Source organism: Ferribacterium limneticum (genome assembly GCF_020510565.1).
GTDB lineage: Bacteria > Pseudomonadota > Gammaproteobacteria > Burkholderiales > Rhodocyclaceae > Azonexus > Azonexus limneticus_B.
Window position 1 is genome coordinate 39,705 of sequence record NZ_CP075189.1, and the last position, 17,143, is coordinate 56,847.

The window sequence follows — 17,143 nt, forward strand, 5'->3', positions numbered from 1 at the left end:
ATGCCCGTTTTACGCGTCGCCCTCGATTTGCCGTTACATCGCCTTTTTGATTATCTGGCTGAAACGGCGTCGACCGCAGATATCGGCTACAGGGCTCGCGTTCCATTCGGTCGCGGCGAGAAACTCGGCGTTATCGTCGACGTGGTTGGCGAAAGCGACTGGCCGCTGGATCAGCTGAAGCAGGCAGTCGAAATTTTGCGCGACTTGCCGCCACTGCCGGCCGATTTCTTTCGGCTTTGCGAATTCGCAAGTACTTACTATCAGGCTGCATATGGCGAAGTTGTGCTGCAGGCCTTGCCGGTTGGACTCAAACGCCTTGATCCGCCGGACCGACGCAGCGGACGCGCCACGCGAAAGCCGGAGCCGATTCAGCCGCCAGCCCTGACCGACGAACAAGCCACAGCTTTGGCTGCCATCGACCCGGCCGCCGGTTTTTCCGTTCATCTGTTGCATGGCGTGACCGGCAGCGGCAAAACCGAGGTCTATCTGCGCCTGGTCGAGCAAGCCTTGGAGGCTGGACGACAAGCCCTGATTTTGGTCCCGGAAATCAACTTGACGCCACAGCTGGAGGGCCGGGTTCGCGCCCGCTTTCCCGAGGCGGGTGTCGTTTCCCTGCATAGCGAACTGGCTGAGGCAGCGCGTGAGCGCAACTGGCGGGCGGCCTTTGCCGGCGAGGCGAGCATCATTCTTGGCACCCGGCTATCGATCTTCACACCCATGCCCCGGCTTGGCTTGATCGTCATTGATGAAGAGCACGACCCATCATTCAAGCAGCAGGACGGCATGCGTTATTCGGCGCGTGATGTCGGGGTTTTCCGGGCCCACCAGCTGGGCATACCCATTCTGCTCGGCTCGGCGACGCCGTCGCTCGAGTCATGGGCGAATGCGCAGGGCGGGCGATATGGCCTGCTGACGCTGAATCAGCGGGCCAATCCGGAAGCAACGCTGCCGGCTGTGCACATCATCAATACGCGCAAAATGGTCTTGAAGGAGGGTGTCAGCGAGCCGTTGATTGCCGCCATCAAGGAGCGTCTGGCGCGTGGCGAGCAGAGCCTCGTCTTCCTCAACCGCCGTGGTTACGCCCCCGTGCTGGCTTGCCCGGCCTGCGGATGGATTTCACGGTGTACGCGCTGTGCGGCCAACATGGTCTTGCACCTCGCCGACCGTCGTCTGCGCTGCCATCACTGCGGTTGCGAACACCGCGTACCGAAGGCCTGCCCGACCTGCGGCAATCAGGACATCCACCCGTTTGGGCGCGGTACGCAGCGTCTTGAGGCGTGGCTGCAGGAGCAGTTTCCCGAAGCGCGCGTCCTGCGCGTCGACCGTGATTCGGTGAAGAGTCGCAAGCAGTGGGAGGCCATGCTGGATCTCATTCATGGCGGTCTGGCCGACATTCTGGTCGGCACCCAGATGCTGGCCAAGGGCCACGATTTTCCCAAGCTGACACTGGTTGGCACGCTCGGCGCCGATGCCGCCCTCTACGCTGCCGACTGGCGGGCGCCGGAACGCCTGTTCGCCCAGTTGATGCAGGTAGCCGGGCGGGCCGGGCGGGCCGAACTGAAGGGCGAAGTGCTGATCCAGACCGAGTATCCGGATCATCCGCTGTTTGCCGCGCTGGCCGAGCACGACTACCCGGGATTCGCCGCCCAGCAACTCAAGGAGCGCGAGCAGGCCGGCTTCCCGCCCTATGCCTTCCAGGCCGTGTTGCGCGCTGAGGCGCCGGAAATGGCCGATTCCATTGCCTTCCTGAACACGGCTGCCGCCTTGCCGCTGATCGGCGAGCACGAAAACGTCATGATCTATGACCCGGTGCCGATGAAGCTGGCCCGGCTGGCCAATCTGGAGCGTGGCCAGTTGCTCGCCGAATCCTGTTCGCGCCCGGCCTTGCAGAATTTCCTGCCGCGCTGGCGGGAGGCGATCGAAACCATCAAGGCGCCGTCGAAATTGCGCTGGCACATCGAGGTTGATCCCCTAGAGTTTTGACTTCCCGGCGGTCGATGTGTTCGGCACGACCCTTGCACTGGAGTAAGCCCAATCACGCAAGGAGTCGATCATGAAAATTCAGGATTCGAACGTTCAGCTGTCGTCCACTCACGAAGCGAGTCGCAGCCAGGCGCTGGAGGTCTCCAGCGAGCGGCAGTTTCGGCGCATATTCGACGATCTCTCGCTGAGCCCGGCCGAGGCGCGGAAATCCGAGCGGCAGGAAATTCAGAAAATGCTGCAATCCCTGCTCGATGCCATCATGGCGGCAATGGATGGCAAGAAAGTCGGGGAAAAGTTTGCCGCCGGCGAGGCCTTGTCGGCTCAGCCGGCGGTCGCGCGGCGCGGCGCGGAAATCAGCTGGCAGCGCACCATCCGGGAAACGGTCACCGAATCGGAAAAGACGACGGTGTGCGGCAACGGCAAGGTGACGACCTGCGATGGCAAAGTGATTGAATTCGACTACGCGCTGGCCATGGAGCGCAATTACACGAGCGAAAAGGTCGAGGAAGAGAGCGGCACCGTTAAATTGAGCGATCCGTTGATGCTGAGTTTTAACGGCATGGCTTGCGAACTGACCGAGGATTGCATCAGCTTCGATCTGAACGCCGATGGTACTGCCGAGCAGATTCCCGGTATCGGCAAGGGTAGCGGCTATCTGGTTCTCGACCGGAACGGCAATGGCAAGGCCGACGATGGCAGCGAATTGTTCGGCGTGGCCAGTGGCAATGGTTTCGCCGATCTGGCCAAACTCGACGACGACCACAACGGCTGGATCGATGAGGCCGACGCCGCTTTCAGCCAGCTCGGCGTATGGTCGGGCGACGGTTTCGGCTCGCTCAAGCAGCAGGGGGTCGGCGCGTTATGCACTGCCACGGTCAACGCGGAATTTTCGCTAAAAACGAAATCCAACGAATTGCTCGGACAGATTCGGGCGGCCGGTCTTTACCTTTCCGAGGCGGGGGAGGTCGGCCACATGCAGCAGGTCGACCTCATTGTCTCAGATTTGCCGGCGGGGTCTGAGCATCCAGAGCAGGGCGAGAAACTGGCCGCCTAAGAGCGTGAAGAAGGCGGTGCGGAAAGCCGCATCGCCAGCCCAGCCTTGAGCCTGCAGGGCATCGACGAGTATGCCGATGCCCCATTGCAGGCCGAAGGCACCGGCGAAAACCAGCAGATTGAGGGCAGTGTTCGCCCGTCCGGAGAGCGCCGATGGGAAGGCCTGGGCGACCAGCGAATAGGAAACGTTGGAGAGCGAAAAACAGGCGCCGAGGACAGGCCACAGCAGGTTGCCGGCGAAGCCTGGCAGGCAGCTGATCAGGGCGAGCAGGCTGATGGCGACGATCATGGAAGTGCGATAGATGGTGTCGAGCTTGATCCCTCGCCGCACCAGCCCGGTGGCGAAGAAGCCCATGAACAGGAAGCCGGCCAGCATGGCGCCGCTCATCCAGGTCAGGCGGGCGGCAATCGCTGCGCCTTCGAGCCCTTCCATGACCGTCATCCAGCGCGCTACCCACAGGCCCTGCACAGCCATGAAACCGCCGGTGAACCAGAAGCCCATCGGGGCGTAGCGCCAGAAGTGAGGGCTGGAAAAAATGCTTTTTACCCCGGCCATCTGGGCGGCGAAGCCAGTCCCGCCTTCCTCGCCGGGCTTGTCGGGGGCGACGAACCAGAGCGTCGCGGCGACGGCCAGGGTCGCGGCGGCCAGGCCGAAAGCGATTTCCTGCCAGGAGGCAAAGCCGAGCGCCATTTCCAGCGGTTTCGAGGCGGCCAGCGCGCCGAGGCCGCCCGAGGCCATGACCCAGCCGGTCAGCGAGGCCTGCCGTTCGGGCGGGAACCACTGGGCAAAGGCTTTGAACGAAGCCATCAGGCAGGCCGAAACGCCAAGGCCGATCATGGCGCGGCCAATGGCCAGGCCGCCAAGGGCATCGGAGAGTGCGAAGACGGCGGCTCCGGCGGCGGCGATCAGGAGCAGGCCGGCCTCGACGCGACGCGGACCAAAGCGGTCGAGCAGCATGCCGAGCGGCAACTGGGCGGCGCCGAAGGCAAGAAAATAGGTGCTGGTTAGCAGGCCGAGCGCGTTGTCGCCGAGGTTGAGTTCGCGGGCGAGAACCGGCCCGATGACGGCATTGGCCGTCCGGTAGAGGTAGGACAGGAAATAACCGGCGGCAAAGGGCAGGAATAGCCTGATCCACAGGCGGCGAGCGTCCGTATCGTTCATTGGTTCTCGGGTTTCACGTGGAACGCCACCGGCATGGGCGACGTCTTTTCTGGATTTTTTCGGAGCCATTCGACCCGCGAAACGATCTTTTGTTGCCAGTTTTTGGCGATGCCGGGACTGGCGGCGAGTTTTTCAAGGTCGGCGAGGGTGGGGCGGTGGGCCTGCCAGCACTGCATCGCTTCGGCCAGCGTGAAGCTGCCTTCCGCCGCTTGCAGGAGTTCAAGCGTATCGCCCGGCGCCACGAGGCCGGGTTTGACGACCCGCCAGTACCAGCCGGTCAGGCGATGCTCGGCGATGAAGGCGGCCATGCCATCGCTGGCGAAGCGTTCATCAATTTTCCAGCACGGGTTGCGCGGCTGGCAAACCTGCAGCTCGGCGCTGCCCAGGCGCCAGATGTCACCGATCCGGACATCGTTTTCGTCGAGTTCGGCCGTCGAGATGTTTTCGCCGAGGCTGCCGATGACGAGCTGTGGCGCGGCCTCCGGGAAGCGTTCGGCCAGCTTGGCGTAATGGCGTGCCGGGTAGAGATGGACGGCTTTTTCCGGGCCGCCGTGCACGCGTCGGTCGGCCTGCTCGTCGCCGATGAAGCCTTCGCGGCCGAGTTCGAGCGGGCCGCCGGCCGGCTGCTTGTACATGCCGGTCGGCCGACCGGATTCAGGAAGCGGGCGTATGCCGCCGATGAAGAGGGAAACGTGGGCCATGGTCGCCGGATTTTGCCATCAATCCCACAACCATGCTGCGCCGCGTACCCCCGAGGAATCCCCATGTTTCGGCGGCAGGAATTTTGTGCTGAATGCATCCGAAAAAACGTGGGGACGGCAAGTGTCGGTCAGGTTTCGATACAGCCGCTGCATGTTCGACAGCCCACCGCCTATGACGATGACCTGCGGGTCGAGAAGGTTGATGACGCTAGCCAGGGCGCGGCCGAGGCGTTCTTCGTAACGGCGCAGCGAGGCTTCGCAGGCGGCGTCGCCCCTGGCAGCAAGGTGGTCGATCTGGCTCGCGCTCAGGGTTTGTCCGGTGTAGCGGCGATGGTCGGCAGCCAGCGCCGGGCCGGAAAGATAGGCCTCGGTGCAGCCGGCGCGGCCGCAGTAGCAGGGCGGCAAGGGCAGGTCGTCGCCGCTCGGCAGGGGCAGCGGATTGTGTCCCCATTCTCCTGCGATGGCGTTGGCGCCGGTCAGCACCTGGCGGTTGATGACGATGCCGCCACCGACGCCGGTGCCGAGGATGATGCCGAAAACGACCTCTGCATCCTGCCCGCTACCGTCAACCGCTTCGGACAGCGCAAAGCAGTTGGCGTCGTTGGCCAGCCGTATTTCACGCTGGAGCAGGGCCTGCAGGTCACGCTTGAGTGGCTGGCCAATCAGGCAGGTGGAGTTGGCATTCTTGATCAGGCCGGTGGCCAGCGATTCGGCGCCGGGGATGCCAATGCCGACGCTGCCCCGTTGGCCGAGTGTGTTCTCGACACTTTCGACCAGCCCGGCGATGGCCAAGAGCGTTGCCATGTAGTCGCCCTGCGGCGTCGCGATGCGCTGGCGCAGCAATTCGCGGCCGTCGTCGGCCAGTGCGATGATCTCGGTTTTGGTCCCGCCGAGGTCGACACCTAGGCGCATCAGACGCGAACGCCGATGCCCTTGACGTTGCCGTAGGTCGTCGTCAGCGTGCGCAGGACGCTGGCGCCGGCTTCGAGCAGCAGCATGAAGAGATTGCGTTCGGTGTACAGGCAAACCGGATGCTGGATGTCGTATTTGCCGGCGAGCATCGGCGATAGCATGGCAAAACGCTGATCAATGGTCGATTCGCTGGCGGCATAACCTTCGCTGAGTTCGGAATGCAGACCGAGGACGGAGATGTAGAGCTTGCCGCCGATCTTGAGTCTGAGCAGCAGTTGCCGGACCACCCGGCGGGCCTCTTCATAGGGCAGGCTGCATAGGCCGCGGCGGATGACGATGATGTCAAACGGCTCGCCCTGCGAAAACTCCGGGAGCTCGGGCAAGGTGCAGGCGGTATAGCAAACTTCATTCTGCAAACCGGCCGCCAAAATGCGGCCCTCGATGTCGTTCTTGTGATTCGGGCTGTCGGCGACGACAGTTTGAATGCCGAGGCGGGCAAATTTGATGGCCATTTCGCCATGCTTGTCGGGCAGGATCAGGACCGAAACCGAACGATCGACGCGCCGCCGTTTGACGCATTCCTCCAGCGCATAGCGCTCAAGTTCGTCGATCCCTGTCTCCCATGGATTGGCGGTAATATTTGTTGTCATGATCGTTGCCTCCCTCCGGTTCATTGTGCCCAAGGCGGGGCGGCGTGACAACCGGGAATCCATGCAGGGAAAGGAAAAACAATGTTAGTCCGCTTTTATTCCAGTGAAACGGGGGAATTGCTGATGTTCGCCGAGGCGGCCCGACCGTTGCTGCAGGTGCTGGGCAAGGCAACGACGGCGCGGGGAACCTTTACTGTGGCCGAGATGGCGCCGGCCGCGAACACCTTGCGTGAAGCGGTCAAACGGGCCGAGGCACCGCCACCGCCGCCGGATGAGGACGAGCGGGACGAGACGGGGAAAAAGAAGGAGCCGGTCGTCGCGATGAGCCAGCGCGCCTGGCCGTTGATCGATATGCTCGAGCGGACCAGCAAGGGTGGGGCGAAGGCAAATATCGTCTGGGAAGCGTCAGCCGATTTCTGAGAATTGGCTCAGTTGGCCGATTCGATGTCGAAGCCGACCGCTATGCCGTCGATGACCGTGCGCAGATCCTGCTCAAATCTGGCGAACACGACAGCGGATGGAGTCTGGCCATCGCGTAGTGCTTGTTCGAGGTCTTTGGCGGCGTTTTGCAGGTCGAGGGCGCCGATTGTTCCGGCCAGTCCCTTGGCGCTGTGAGCGTGCCTTTCGGCACTCTCGAAATCACCGCTGGCCAGCGTGGTGCGAATGAGTTGCGGTGCATCGATCAGGCGGGCGTGAAAATCGCGCAGGATTTTTTCGTAAAGCGCCGGCTTGTTGAGCATGCGCCTGAGGCCGTCGGCCTTGTCGATGCCGGGCAGGTCCGGTAAGCCGTCATCGGCAGTCATGAGCTTGCTCTTCGGTATCGGCGGTGGCTTCCTGAGCAATCATTTCGGGTATCCGGATATCCTGAGTTCGACATCCTCATGTTAGCGTCATCGCGTGCATCCTTCAATGCGAAAGTGCGTTTTGCTAGAAAAGCTCGATGTCGTCGCTCTTTTCCTTCATTTCGGCCATGAACTTGTCGACGGCTTCCTGCACCGGCATGCCCTGCATGACGGCTTCGAACATGGCGATTTCCTCGCGCGTCGTGTATTTGGTCCGGATCTTGTCCTGCAGCGAAACCCATTCGCTCGGGTTGTACAGACGCCGCCCGTCGGCCACCAGGTCGCTCAGGTCGCCCAGACTGATGCCGACGTGGGCCAGCCGCTGGACCAGCTTGTCGTAGAACTGGAAGGCGATGATGGCCTGATGAACCATGCCGGAGACGTGTTCGGAGACACCGCTTAAATTCTGCTTGGCGACACCGACTTCGCCGTGGTCGGGCAGGGTCTGGATGGTGTCGGAAATCGTCCGCATGTAGCTGGCCATGGTCGTGAAGGAGTCGGTGAGCACCTCGACCGAACTGTCGCTATCCTTCATCGCGGCTTCGATTTGCACGGCGGAGAGTTCAAGCATCAGCACCGTTTCGCGGACCTGACTCCAGTTCAGGTCAGGCATGTGGGCGCTGGTACCGCGCGGATGGAGTGGCTCTTTGTTCATTGTTTTATTCCCCTTGCTGGCCGGAAACTATAGCGCAAATCATGTCGGAGGTTCCACGGTTAGCGCTGCTTTCCCGCCCGGACAGGCGACTTGGCGCGATAATTCGCGCCATGGCGTACAAGAACGTTTTCATTTTTGCCCTGTTTTTCCGGTTGACCGTAGCAATCGCTGCGCCGCCGCTGATCGCCATCGATGTCGGCCATGGCGGGAAAGACGGCGGGGCGACGAGCGCCCGTGGCCTTCCCGAATTCGCTTTCAACCAGGAATTTGCCGGGGTACTCGCCGGGGTCATGCGCGAGCGCGGCCAGGACGTCCGTGAAATAAATTTTGCCGGCGACATCGGCAGCCTGATCGCCCGGCCAGTGGCGGCGGCGGGCAGCGACTTTTTCATCTCCATCCACCACGACTCGATCGGCGAAGCCTGGCTCAAACCGTGGCTCTGGGAAGGAACCGAGCAGACCTACACCGAGGTCAAGCGCGGCTACGGGATCTTCGTCTCGGCCCAGAATCCCGATCCGGAAACCAGTTTGCGTTGTGCATCGAGCATCGGCGCCATGCTGCGTCGGGCCGGATTCGTGCCGTCGACCTGGCATGGTCGCAAGCATCTGGCGGCCGATGCCGAAAACGGCGTCTGGTATTACGACAACCTCGTTGTGCTCTACCGGACGACCCTGCCGGCCGTGCTCTTCGAGGCCGGTGTCATCAAACATCGGGATGAGGAAATCGAACTGGCCGACCCCGAGCGCCAGGCCCGCATGGCCGACGCGTTGGCGACCGGCATCGCCGGCTGCCTGTTCGTTACAGGAAAATCGGCTCCGGAGTGAGGGCCACGCCGAACCTGGCCTGCACATCGGCCTGAACCGCAGCCATCGTGCGTTTCACGTCGTCACCCGTTGCCCCGCCGCGATTGACCAGCACGAGCGCCTGCTTTTCATACATGCCGACCGGGCCGAGGTTTTTCCCTTTCCAGCCAGCCTGTTCGATGAGCCAGCCGGCCGCCAGTTTGACCCGGCCATCGGGCTGCGGGTAGCAGGGCAGGGTTGGGTGACTGGCCTTGAGCGCTTCGGCCTGCGCCGCTTCGACCACCGGATTGTGGAAAAAACTGCCCGTGTTCGGAATCACCACCGGGTCCGGCAACTTGCGCTGGCGCACGGCGACGATGGCCTTGGCGACATCCTGCGCCGTCGGCGTGGTGATGTTTTGTGCCGCCAGTTCCTGATTGACGTCGGCATAACGTAGGTTGGGCGTCCATGCTTTCGGGTGTCGGAAAATGACTGAGGTGATCGCCATTCGCCCGTTCAAATGCCAGCCTTCCTGCTTGAAAACGCTGTCGCGGTAGCCGAAACGGCAGTTGTCACGGTCAACCGGAAAAAACGCCTGTTTTTCAAAGTCCCAGGCCGTCAGCGAATGGAAGCATTCCCCGACTTCCAGCCCGTAGGCGCCGATATTCTGGATCGGTGCCGCGCCGACCGTGCCGGGAATCAGGCTCAGGTTTTCCAGCCCTGGCCAGCCCTGCTGCAAGGTCCATTGCACGAAGTCATGCCAGTTCTCGCCGGCCCCGGCTTCGATGTAGAAAGCCTCGCTGTCTTCCTTCAACAAGCGCTTGCCGGGGATCGCCATGTGCAGGACGAGGCCGGCGAAATCGCCGGTCAGCACGAGGTTGCTGCCACCGCCGAGGATGAAGCGGGTTTGGCCGGCCAGCTCCGGCGCCGTCAATTGTTCGGGGGCGGTGATTTTTCGGTAGGCGGCCGCCTTGCCGGGCAGGGCCAGCGTGTTGAAGGGGGTCAGGTCGACGTTGTGGACGGAATTCATAGGCGGGATTTTCGTCGATTTCGCGCCCCGGTTGAAGTTTGCTTGCCGGCTTGACCCCGACATCTTCCTGAGAGTAAAACAGGATCAACAGATGGGGACCGATTTCCGGCCCGCCTGGACAGACCGCGGCGATCAAAATGAAGCCTCCTGACCGGCATCTCTGGCAACGATTCTGGGCCATAGCCTCGCCTTATTGGCGTCTGGACGAAAAGTTCAAGGCATGGGGTTTGCTCACCCTGCTTGTTCTGCTGCTGCTTGGCCAGACCCGTTTTGCCGTGCTCTTTAACGAGCAGACCGGGGAATTCACCTCGGCGCTGGCGGCGCGCGACGAGGAGCGTTTCTGGACGTCGATCAAGTTTTGTCTGTGGTTGCTGATCGCTGCCGTACCGATCTACGCCCTTTATTATTTCGTTCGCGACACGCTCGGCATCCACTGGCGGCGCTGGCTGACCCACCGCTTTCTCGATAGCTATTTCAGTCACCGGCATTTCTACGAACTGAATGCCAATGCCGGCATCGACAATCCTGATCAGCGCGTCGCCGAAGACATCAACACCTTCACCCAGCGTTCGCTCTATTTCCTGCTCATTTTCATTGGCTCGGTGCTGCAACTGGTCGCCTTCAGCACCGTTCTCTGGTCGATTTCGCGGGAACTGGTCTATTTCCTGGTTTTCTACGCCACGGCCGGCACGCTGGTGACCATTTTCGTCTTCGGCAACCGGCTCATGACTCTGAATTTTCACCAGTTACGCCGCGAGGCCGATTTTCGTTTCAGCCTCGTCCGCATCCGCGAGAACGCCGAATCGATTGCCCTGTATCGCGGCGAGGCGCAGGAGTTGCAACAGGTCAGGCAACGTTTCGCCGCCGCCTTCAAGAATTTCAAGCGCCTGATCCGCAGCCAGCTCGGGCTCAATTTCTTCCAGCACGCCTACGGTTTGCTGACCATCGTTTTGCCCAGCGCCATCATCGCCTCCCGGGTGATTTCGGGCGAGCTCGAAGTCGGCCGGGCTATCCAGGCGGCTGGCGCCTTTGCCGCCGTGCTCGCTGCCTTCTCGCTGATCGTCGAGAATTTCGAAACCCTGAGCCGCTTCGCCGCCGGCATCGACCGGCTCGATGCCCTGGCTCGTTTCCTTCCCGGCCATCCGGCCGGGCACGTCGGCAGTGCCAATACCATCCTGTCGGTCGATGCCGCTCACGTGACCCTCGACAACGTCACCCTGCAGACGCCGAATTACGAGCGAACCTTGATCCGGAATCTGTCCATTGACATCCGGCCCGGGCAAAACCTGATGATCGTCGGCCAGAGTGGCAGCGGCAAGAGCTCGCTGCTGCGCGCCATTGCCGGCATCTGGTACGCCGGCAGCGGCACCATTTTCCGGCCGCAGCCCAACGACATCCTGTTCCTGCCCCAGCAGCCCTACATGCTGCTCGGCACGCTGCGCAGCCAGTTGCTCTACCCGCACAAAGGGCGCTCGTTTCCCGACGCCCAACTGCTCAAGGTGCTGGAAAGGGTGAACCTGCCGGATCTGGCCACCCGTTTTGGCGGGCTCGATACCGAGATGGACTGGCAGAAAGTGCTCTCGGTCGGCGAGCAGCAGCGCCTGGCCTTTGCCCGCATCCTGCTCAGCAAACCGCGCTTCGCCATTCTCGACGAAGCGACCAGCGCCCTCGACAGCGCCAATGAGACGGCGCTTTACCAGCAACTGCAGCAGATGAACACGACGCTGATCAGCGTCGCCCATCGTCCGGCCATCCTCCAGTACCACAAGCAGGTGCTGGAGCTGGTGGGCGATAGCCAATGGCAGTTCTACGAAGCCGAAGCCTATTGTTTCAAGGCGGACGACACCGATAACCAGGCGTCGTCCGTTTGAGAATTACAGCAGCGGCGCCAGCCAGTACTCGGCATCCTTGATCGACATGTTCTTGCGCTTGGCCCAGTCTTCGAGCTGGTCGCGCCCGATCTTCGGAATGGCGAAATATGCCGCGCCCGGATGCCCGATGTAGAACCCGGATACCGCGGCGGCCGGTGTCATGGCGCAGGATTCGGTTAGTTCCATGCCGGCGTTGGCCGGTGCGTCGAGCAGGGCGAACAGTTCGCGCTTGGCGGTGTGGTCCGGGCAGGCCGGGTAGCCGGGGGCGGGGCGGATGCCTTGGTATTGCTCGTTGATCAGCTCATTGTTGGTGAGCGATTCATCATTGGCATAGCCCCAGTATTGGGTGCGGATTTGCAGATGCAGCCATTCGGCAGCGGCTTCGGCCAGACGGTCGGCCAGCGACTTGAGCATGATCGCCGAGTAGTCGTCGTTGGCTGCCTCGAAGGCGGCGACGCGCTCTTCGATGCGATGGCCGGCGGTGACGGCAAAGGCGCCGACGTAGTCGCGTTCGCCGATGTAATCGGCCAGCGCGACGTTGAAGCGGCCCTTCGGCTGTTTGTGCTGCTGACGCAGGCCAACCCAGCGGGTGAGTTCGGTGGTCCGTGATTCGTCAGCGTAGATGATGATGTCTTCATTTTCGCTGCTGGCCGGGTAGAGGCCGAAGACGGCACGGGCCGACAGCCAGTTTTCACTGACGATTCTGGCCAGCATTTTCTTGGCGTCGTCGAACAACTGGCGGGCCGTTTCACCGACCGTTTCGTTTTCGAGGATGGCCGGATAGCGGCCGGCCAGATCCCAGCTCTGGAAGAACGGCGTCCAGTCGATGAGCAGCGCCAGGTCGGCCAGACTCGGGTTGAGCGTTTGCAGCCCGAGCTGTTTCGGAATGGTCGGCGTGAACGGCAGGTTCCACGTGAAACGGTTGGCGCGGGCTTCTTCCAGCGTCACCATGGTGGCGCCCTTGCGGCCGGCGTGTTCGCTACGCACGGCCTTGTACTCGGCAACGATTTCGGCGATGTAGCCGTCGCGCTGATCGACCGAGAGCAGCTTGGTGGCGACGCCGACGGCACGCGAGGCGTCCGGCACGTAAACGACGGCGCCATCGGTGTTGGGGGCGATTTTGATTGCGGTGTGGGCGCGGCTGGTCGTCGCGCCGCCGATCAACAGCGGCTGCTTCATGTTCAGGCGCTGCATTTCGCTGGCGACGTGGGCCATTTCTTCGAGCGATGGCGTGATCAGGCCGGACAGGCCGATGATGTCGACGCGATGCTCAAGCGCCGCTTTCAGGATGTTGTCGCAGGAGACCATGACGCCGAGGTCGACCACGTCGTAGCCGTTGCAACCGAGGACGACGCCGACGATGTTTTTGCCGATGTCGTGCACGTCGCCCTTGACCGTCGCCATGAGGATCTTGCCCTTGCTGCCCAGGCCGGTGCGGGTCTTTTCCGCTTCGATGTAGGGCAGCAGGTGGGCAACCGCCTGTTTCATGACGCGGGCCGATTTGACGACCTGCGGCAGGAACATCTTGCCGGCGCCGAACAGGTCGCCGACGTGGTTCATGCCGTTCATGAGCGGGCCTTCGATGACGGAAAGCGGCGGCTTGCCTTCGGCTTCGAGCTGGGCGCGCACTTCTTCGGTATCGGCCACGACGAAATCGGTGATGCCCTTGATCAAGGCGTGTTCCAGACGTTTTTCCACGGACTGCTCGCGCCAGCTCAGGTCGGGGCCGGTGTCCTTGGCCTTGCCTTCTTTCACGGTCTGGGCGAAATCGACCAGCGCTTCACCGGCTTCAGGATTGCGGTTGAGCACCACGTCCTCGACCTTCTGGCGCAGTTCCGGCTCGAGATCGTCGTAGATGCCGAGCATGCCGGCATTGACGATGCCCATGGTCATGCCGGCCTTGATGGCGTGGTAGAGGAAGACGGTGTGGATCGCTTCGCGCACGGCATCGTTGCCGCGGAAAGAAAACGAGACGTTGGAAACGCCGCCGGAAATGTGGGCGTGCGGCAGATTCTGCTTGATCCAGCGCACCGAATTGATGAAATCGACGGCGTAGTTGTCGTGTTCCGGAATGCCGGTGGCGATGGCGAAAATGTTCGGGTCGAAAATGATGTCTTCGGCCGGGAAGCCGATGCCCAGCAGCAGGTCGTAGGCGCGCTTCGAAATCTCGGTCTTGCGGGCAAAGGTATCGGCCTGACCCTTTTCGTCGAAGGCCATGACGATGACCGCGGCGCCGTAGCGGCGGGCGAGGCGGGCGTGTTCGATGAACTTGGCTTCGCCTTCCTTCATCGAGATCGAATTGACGATGCCCTTGCCCTGGATGCACTTGAGGCCGGCTTCGATGACTTCCCATTTCGACGAGTCGATCATGATCGGCACGCGCGAAATGTCCGGTTCCGAGGCGATCAGTTTGAGGAAGCGATCCATGGCGGCGATGGAATCAAGCATCGCCTCGTCCATGTTGATGTCGATGACCTGCGCACCGTTTTCGACCTGCTGGCGGGCGACGGCCAGCGCGTCGTCGAAGCGTCCCTCCAAAATCATGCGCGCGAAAGCCTTCGAGCCAGTGACGTTGGTCCGCTCGCCGACGTTTACGTAGAGCGAATCGGCGCCGACGTTGAACGGCTCCAGCCCGGAAAGGCGCAGCTTCTTTTCGATTTTCGGCACTTTTCTCGGGTTGACCGTAGCAACCCGTTCGGCGATGGCCTTGATGTGCTCGGGCGAGGTGCCGCAGCAGCCGCCGACGATATTGACGATGCCGGCCTTGGCCCAGCTCTCGATTTCATCGGCCAGCATGTCGGCCGTCTCGTCGTAGCCGCCGAATGCGTTGGGCAGGCCGGCGTTGGGGTGGGCCGAGACGTAGCAGTCGCAGACGCGCGACAGTTCCTCGACGTACTGGCGCAGTTCCTTGGCGCCGAGCGCACAGTTAAGGCCGAACGACACGGGCTTGATGTGCGACAGCGAGTTCCAGAAGGCTTCGGCGGTCTGGCCGGACAGCGTGCGGCCGGAGGCGTCGGTAATCGTGCCGGAAATCATCACCGGCCAGCGACGGCCGGTGGCGTCGAAGAACTTTTCGATGGCGAACAGCGCGGCCTTGGCGTTGAGCGTGTCGAAGACGGTTTCGACGAGCAGGATGTCGACACCGCCGTCGGTCAGGCCACGGATGGCCTCAAGGTAATCGGTGACCAGGGCGTCGAAGCTGACGTTGCGGTAGCCGGGGTCGTTGACGTCCGGCGAGATCGATGCCGTGCGGCTCGTCGGGCCGAGAACGCCGGCGACGAAGCGCGGCTTGGCCCGGTTGGCGGCAGTGAATTCGTCGCACAGCTCGCGGGCCAGCGTGGCGCCGGCATGGTTCAGTTCATAGACGATGGATTCGAGCTTGTAGTCGGCCTGCGACAGGGCGGTCGAGTTGAAGGTGCAGGTCTCGAGAATGTCGGCTCCGGCCTCGAGGTATTCGCGGTGAATGCCGGCGATGATGTCGGGCTGGGTGAGGACCAGCAGGTCGTTGTTGCCCTTGAGATCATGTCCGTGATCCTTGAAGCGTTCGCCGCGATAGTCGGCTTCCTGCAATCCGTGGCGCTGGATCATGGTGCCCATGGCGCCGTCGAGGACGAGCATTTTTTGAGCGAGCAGGGCGGAAAGTTCGGCGGTACGGTCAGGCTGCATGGATCACCTCGGCAAAGCAAATAACACCAGGGACGCCGCAAAAGACAAACGGCGTCGCAAACCGGCTTGGGAGTAAGGTTTGCGAGCGCCGTTGAACATTGCCGAGCCTGGCCCCGTAATTCACAAACAGCGTGAAAAGGGTCGCAGCGCTCCTCGGCAGAGTGCACAGTTTACCGGCCATGCTGCCGGATGCCAAGTTAAGCGACTGATTTAGTGGAAAAGGCCCGCATCACTGGCGGCTATCGGCCTGGCAACTCAGGTCACTTTGCCGGAAAAGACGGACACTGTGCTGCGCCCGTGATCCTTTCCCTCATACATGGCGATGTCCGCTGCCTTGCGTAGCACGTCGAGATTGGTGCCGTGCGTCGGGCAAATGGCAATGCCGATGCTGCACGATAGGCGGACCACGCCGGCTGTCGTCTCGATGGGCTCTGAAACGGCGGCCAGCACTTTCTTGCCGACATTTTCGGCATCTTCCGGACTTTGCACGTTGGCCAGCAGGATGACGAATTCGTCCCCGCCATGGCGCGCCACCGTGTCGCAGCTACGGAGTTCGCCGGCCATCCGGCTGGCGCAGGCAACCAGCACCTGGTCGCCGACGTCGTGGCCGTGCCGGTCGTTGATTTCCTTGAAGTAGTCGAGATCGGCCAGCATCAGGGCAAACGAATGGCCGTTGCGTTGCCAGTTGCGCAAGGCGTGTTCGAATCGATCGGTGAAAAGGAAACGGTTGGGCAGGCTGGTCAGCAGGTCATGCGTGGCCAGGTAGGCCGAGCGCTCCTGCTCGACTTCGGCGCGGTCGAGGCTCAGGTAGTGGCGGATGGTGACCCAGGGGACGACGAGCAGGGCACCGCCGAGCAGGAGCAGGATCATGAGCTTCTCGGGCTGCAGGAAATCGCCCCACAACAACTGGCGGGCAAAGCGTATCTGCGTCGGCTGCGACGAATTGTCGATGCCCAGCTGGCGCGCGAAATTCGGCAGGATCAGGTGCTCGAGACCGCCGGCTTCCGGGGCGTTTTGCTCGAAGAGAAGCGTTTCCGGATTACCGGGTGAAACGATGGAGGCCGAAATGCTGATGTTGGCGTAATCGGGCTCCCTGCTTCTGGCCGGGATCAGGGCCTGGGTCTTGACGAGTAGCAAGGCCATCATCGTGTCGCCGAAGAAATTGAGTTCGGACGGCACCTTGCCGGCGGGGCGATTCACTTCCTGGAGCAGGATGTAGGCGCCGCCGCCTTCGTACAGGCTGAACACAGGCGAGACGACGGGCTTGATGTTGCGCTGGGCAAGGGCCACCGTCCGCGACAAATAGTCGACCGTTTCGAGGCGTACGCCGTAAATCGCCCGGGCTTCGGGGAGCGCCGGATACATGAAGAGGATGGGCCAGGTCACCCTCTTCCGGGGATCTTCCTGAAACGTTCGTCCGGTGATTTCGGCGAAATCCTTGATCGAGAAATCGGCTCGCCATATTTTGCGCAACGAGGCCTGAAAAGCCGCTTCGTCGTCGAGGTCGAGCTTGCGGGCGACTTCGATCATGTAAATGTGGGGATAGGCGGAGGCGGCCGAGGCGGCGTAGCGCATGGTTGCGTCAGTATCGCTGCGGTCCACCGCCTGCAGAAACGCCGAAAACCCGGCGAGAACGGCTTCGTTGGTATCGAGCTTGTGTTTGATGTCGCTGACCAGCAGCCTGGCATCGACGTCGAATTTCGCCTCCCAGCGGTTGATTTCCGCCGACAACAGCGTGTGCGTGACGATGGCGATGGTGCCCAGCCAGGCGGCGAGCAGGATCAGAAGTGTGGGGCGAAAGCGTGGGCGAGACATGATGAAATCCGCAATTTTCTC

14 protein-coding genes and 1 riboswitch are annotated in these 17,143 nt (G+C 62.1%); of the genes, 5 read left to right on the plus strand and 9 right to left on the minus strand.

The window, feature by feature from the left end:
- Window positions 1–1,983, plus strand: coding sequence for a primosomal protein N' (locus tag KI610_RS00165; protein ID WP_226496717.1), 1,983 nt, complete (start codon window positions 1–3; stop codon window positions 1,981–1,983).
- 70 nt (window positions 1,984–2,053) lie between these two features.
- The gene (locus KI610_RS00170; protein WP_226496718.1) at window positions 2,054–3,037 is read left to right on the plus strand and encodes a VCBS repeat-containing protein; all 984 of its coding nucleotides are present in this window, start codon (window positions 2,054–2,056) and stop codon (window positions 3,035–3,037) included.
- Here the strand turns inward: KI610_RS00170 and KI610_RS00175 are convergent.
- Genes KI610_RS00175 through KI610_RS00190 form a run of 4 tightly spaced genes read right to left on the minus strand, consistent with a single transcriptional unit; the run spans window position 2,981 to window position 6,461 of the window.
- Window positions 2,981–4,198: an MFS transporter gene (locus KI610_RS00175; protein ID WP_226496719.1), complete on the minus strand. Its 1,218-nt coding sequence runs from the start codon at window positions 4,196–4,198 to the stop codon at window positions 2,981–2,983. The two genes, KI610_RS00170 and KI610_RS00175, sit on opposite strands and share 57 nt — an antisense overlap.
- Window positions 4,195–4,899, minus strand: coding sequence for an MOSC domain-containing protein (locus tag KI610_RS00180; RefSeq protein WP_226496720.1), 705 nt, complete (start codon window positions 4,897–4,899; stop codon window positions 4,195–4,197). Before KI610_RS00180 ends, KI610_RS00175 begins: the two co-directional genes overlap by 4 nt.
- 18 nt (window positions 4,900–4,917) lie before the next feature.
- Window positions 4,918–5,811, minus strand: a complete 894-nt coding sequence (locus tag KI610_RS00185; protein WP_226496721.1) for an ROK family protein — start codon at window positions 5,809–5,811, stop codon at window positions 4,918–4,920.
- Window positions 5,811–6,461, minus strand: a complete 651-nt coding sequence (locus KI610_RS00190; protein WP_226496722.1) for a hypothetical protein — start codon at window positions 6,459–6,461, stop codon at window positions 5,811–5,813. The genes KI610_RS00185 and KI610_RS00190 overlap by 1 nt, the downstream gene beginning before the upstream one ends.
- An 81-nt stretch (window positions 6,462–6,542) precedes the next feature.
- On the opposite strand from KI610_RS00190, the gene KI610_RS00195 reads away from it, so the two are divergent.
- Complete coding sequence (locus KI610_RS00195; RefSeq protein WP_226496723.1) at window positions 6,543–6,881, plus strand: DUF1840 family protein; 339 nt, start codon at window positions 6,543–6,545, stop codon at window positions 6,879–6,881.
- A gap of 8 nt (window positions 6,882–6,889) precedes the next feature.
- Here the strand turns inward: KI610_RS00195 and KI610_RS00200 are convergent, their stop codons facing one another.
- Both KI610_RS00200 and KI610_RS00205 read right to left on the minus strand, forming a co-directional pair.
- A complete protein-coding gene (locus tag KI610_RS00200; RefSeq protein WP_226496724.1) occupies window positions 6,890–7,264 on the minus strand; it encodes an Hpt domain-containing protein in 375 nt (124 codons plus the stop codon).
- Window positions 7,265–7,388: 124 nt separating this feature from the next.
- Window positions 7,389–7,958: a hypothetical protein gene (locus KI610_RS00205; RefSeq protein WP_226496725.1), complete on the minus strand. Its 570-nt coding sequence runs from the start codon at window positions 7,956–7,958 to the stop codon at window positions 7,389–7,391.
- Window positions 7,959–7,999: 41 nt separating this feature from the next.
- On the opposite strand from KI610_RS00205, the gene KI610_RS00210 reads away from it, so the two are divergent.
- Window positions 8,000–8,782, plus strand: coding sequence for an N-acetylmuramoyl-L-alanine amidase family protein (locus tag KI610_RS00210; protein ID WP_226496726.1), 783 nt, complete (start codon window positions 8,000–8,002; stop codon window positions 8,780–8,782).
- Here KI610_RS00210 and murB read toward each other — a convergent pair.
- On the minus strand, window positions 8,757–9,770 hold the full coding sequence (gene murB / locus KI610_RS00215) for a UDP-N-acetylmuramate dehydrogenase (protein ID WP_226496727.1): 1,014 nt from the start codon (window positions 9,768–9,770) through the stop codon (window positions 8,757–8,759). The genes KI610_RS00210 and murB overlap by 26 nt on opposite strands.
- 137 nt (window positions 9,771–9,907) lie before the next feature.
- On the opposite strand from murB, the gene KI610_RS00220 reads away from it, so the two are divergent.
- Entirely contained in the window at window positions 9,908–11,641 is a 1,734-nt protein-coding gene (locus KI610_RS00220) for an ABC transporter ATP-binding protein/permease (RefSeq protein ID WP_226496728.1), read from the plus strand.
- A 3-nt stretch (window positions 11,642–11,644) separates the two neighbouring features.
- On the opposite strand, the gene metH is transcribed toward KI610_RS00220, so the two are convergent.
- Together metH and KI610_RS00230 are read right to left on the minus strand one after the other, a co-directional pair.
- Window positions 11,645–15,307 (minus strand): methionine synthase, encoded by a 3,663-nt coding sequence (gene metH, locus KI610_RS00225; protein ID WP_226496729.1) that lies wholly within the window; start codon window positions 15,305–15,307, stop codon window positions 11,645–11,647.
- A gap of 76 nt (window positions 15,308–15,383) precedes the next feature.
- Window positions 15,384–15,468, minus strand: a riboswitch (S-adenosyl-L-homocysteine riboswitch).
- A gap of 94 nt (window positions 15,469–15,562) precedes the next feature.
- Window positions 15,563–17,122, minus strand: a complete 1,560-nt coding sequence (locus KI610_RS00230) for a sensor domain-containing diguanylate cyclase (RefSeq protein WP_226496730.1) — start codon at window positions 17,120–17,122, stop codon at window positions 15,563–15,565.
- Between the last annotated feature and the right edge of the window lie 21 nt (window positions 17,123–17,143).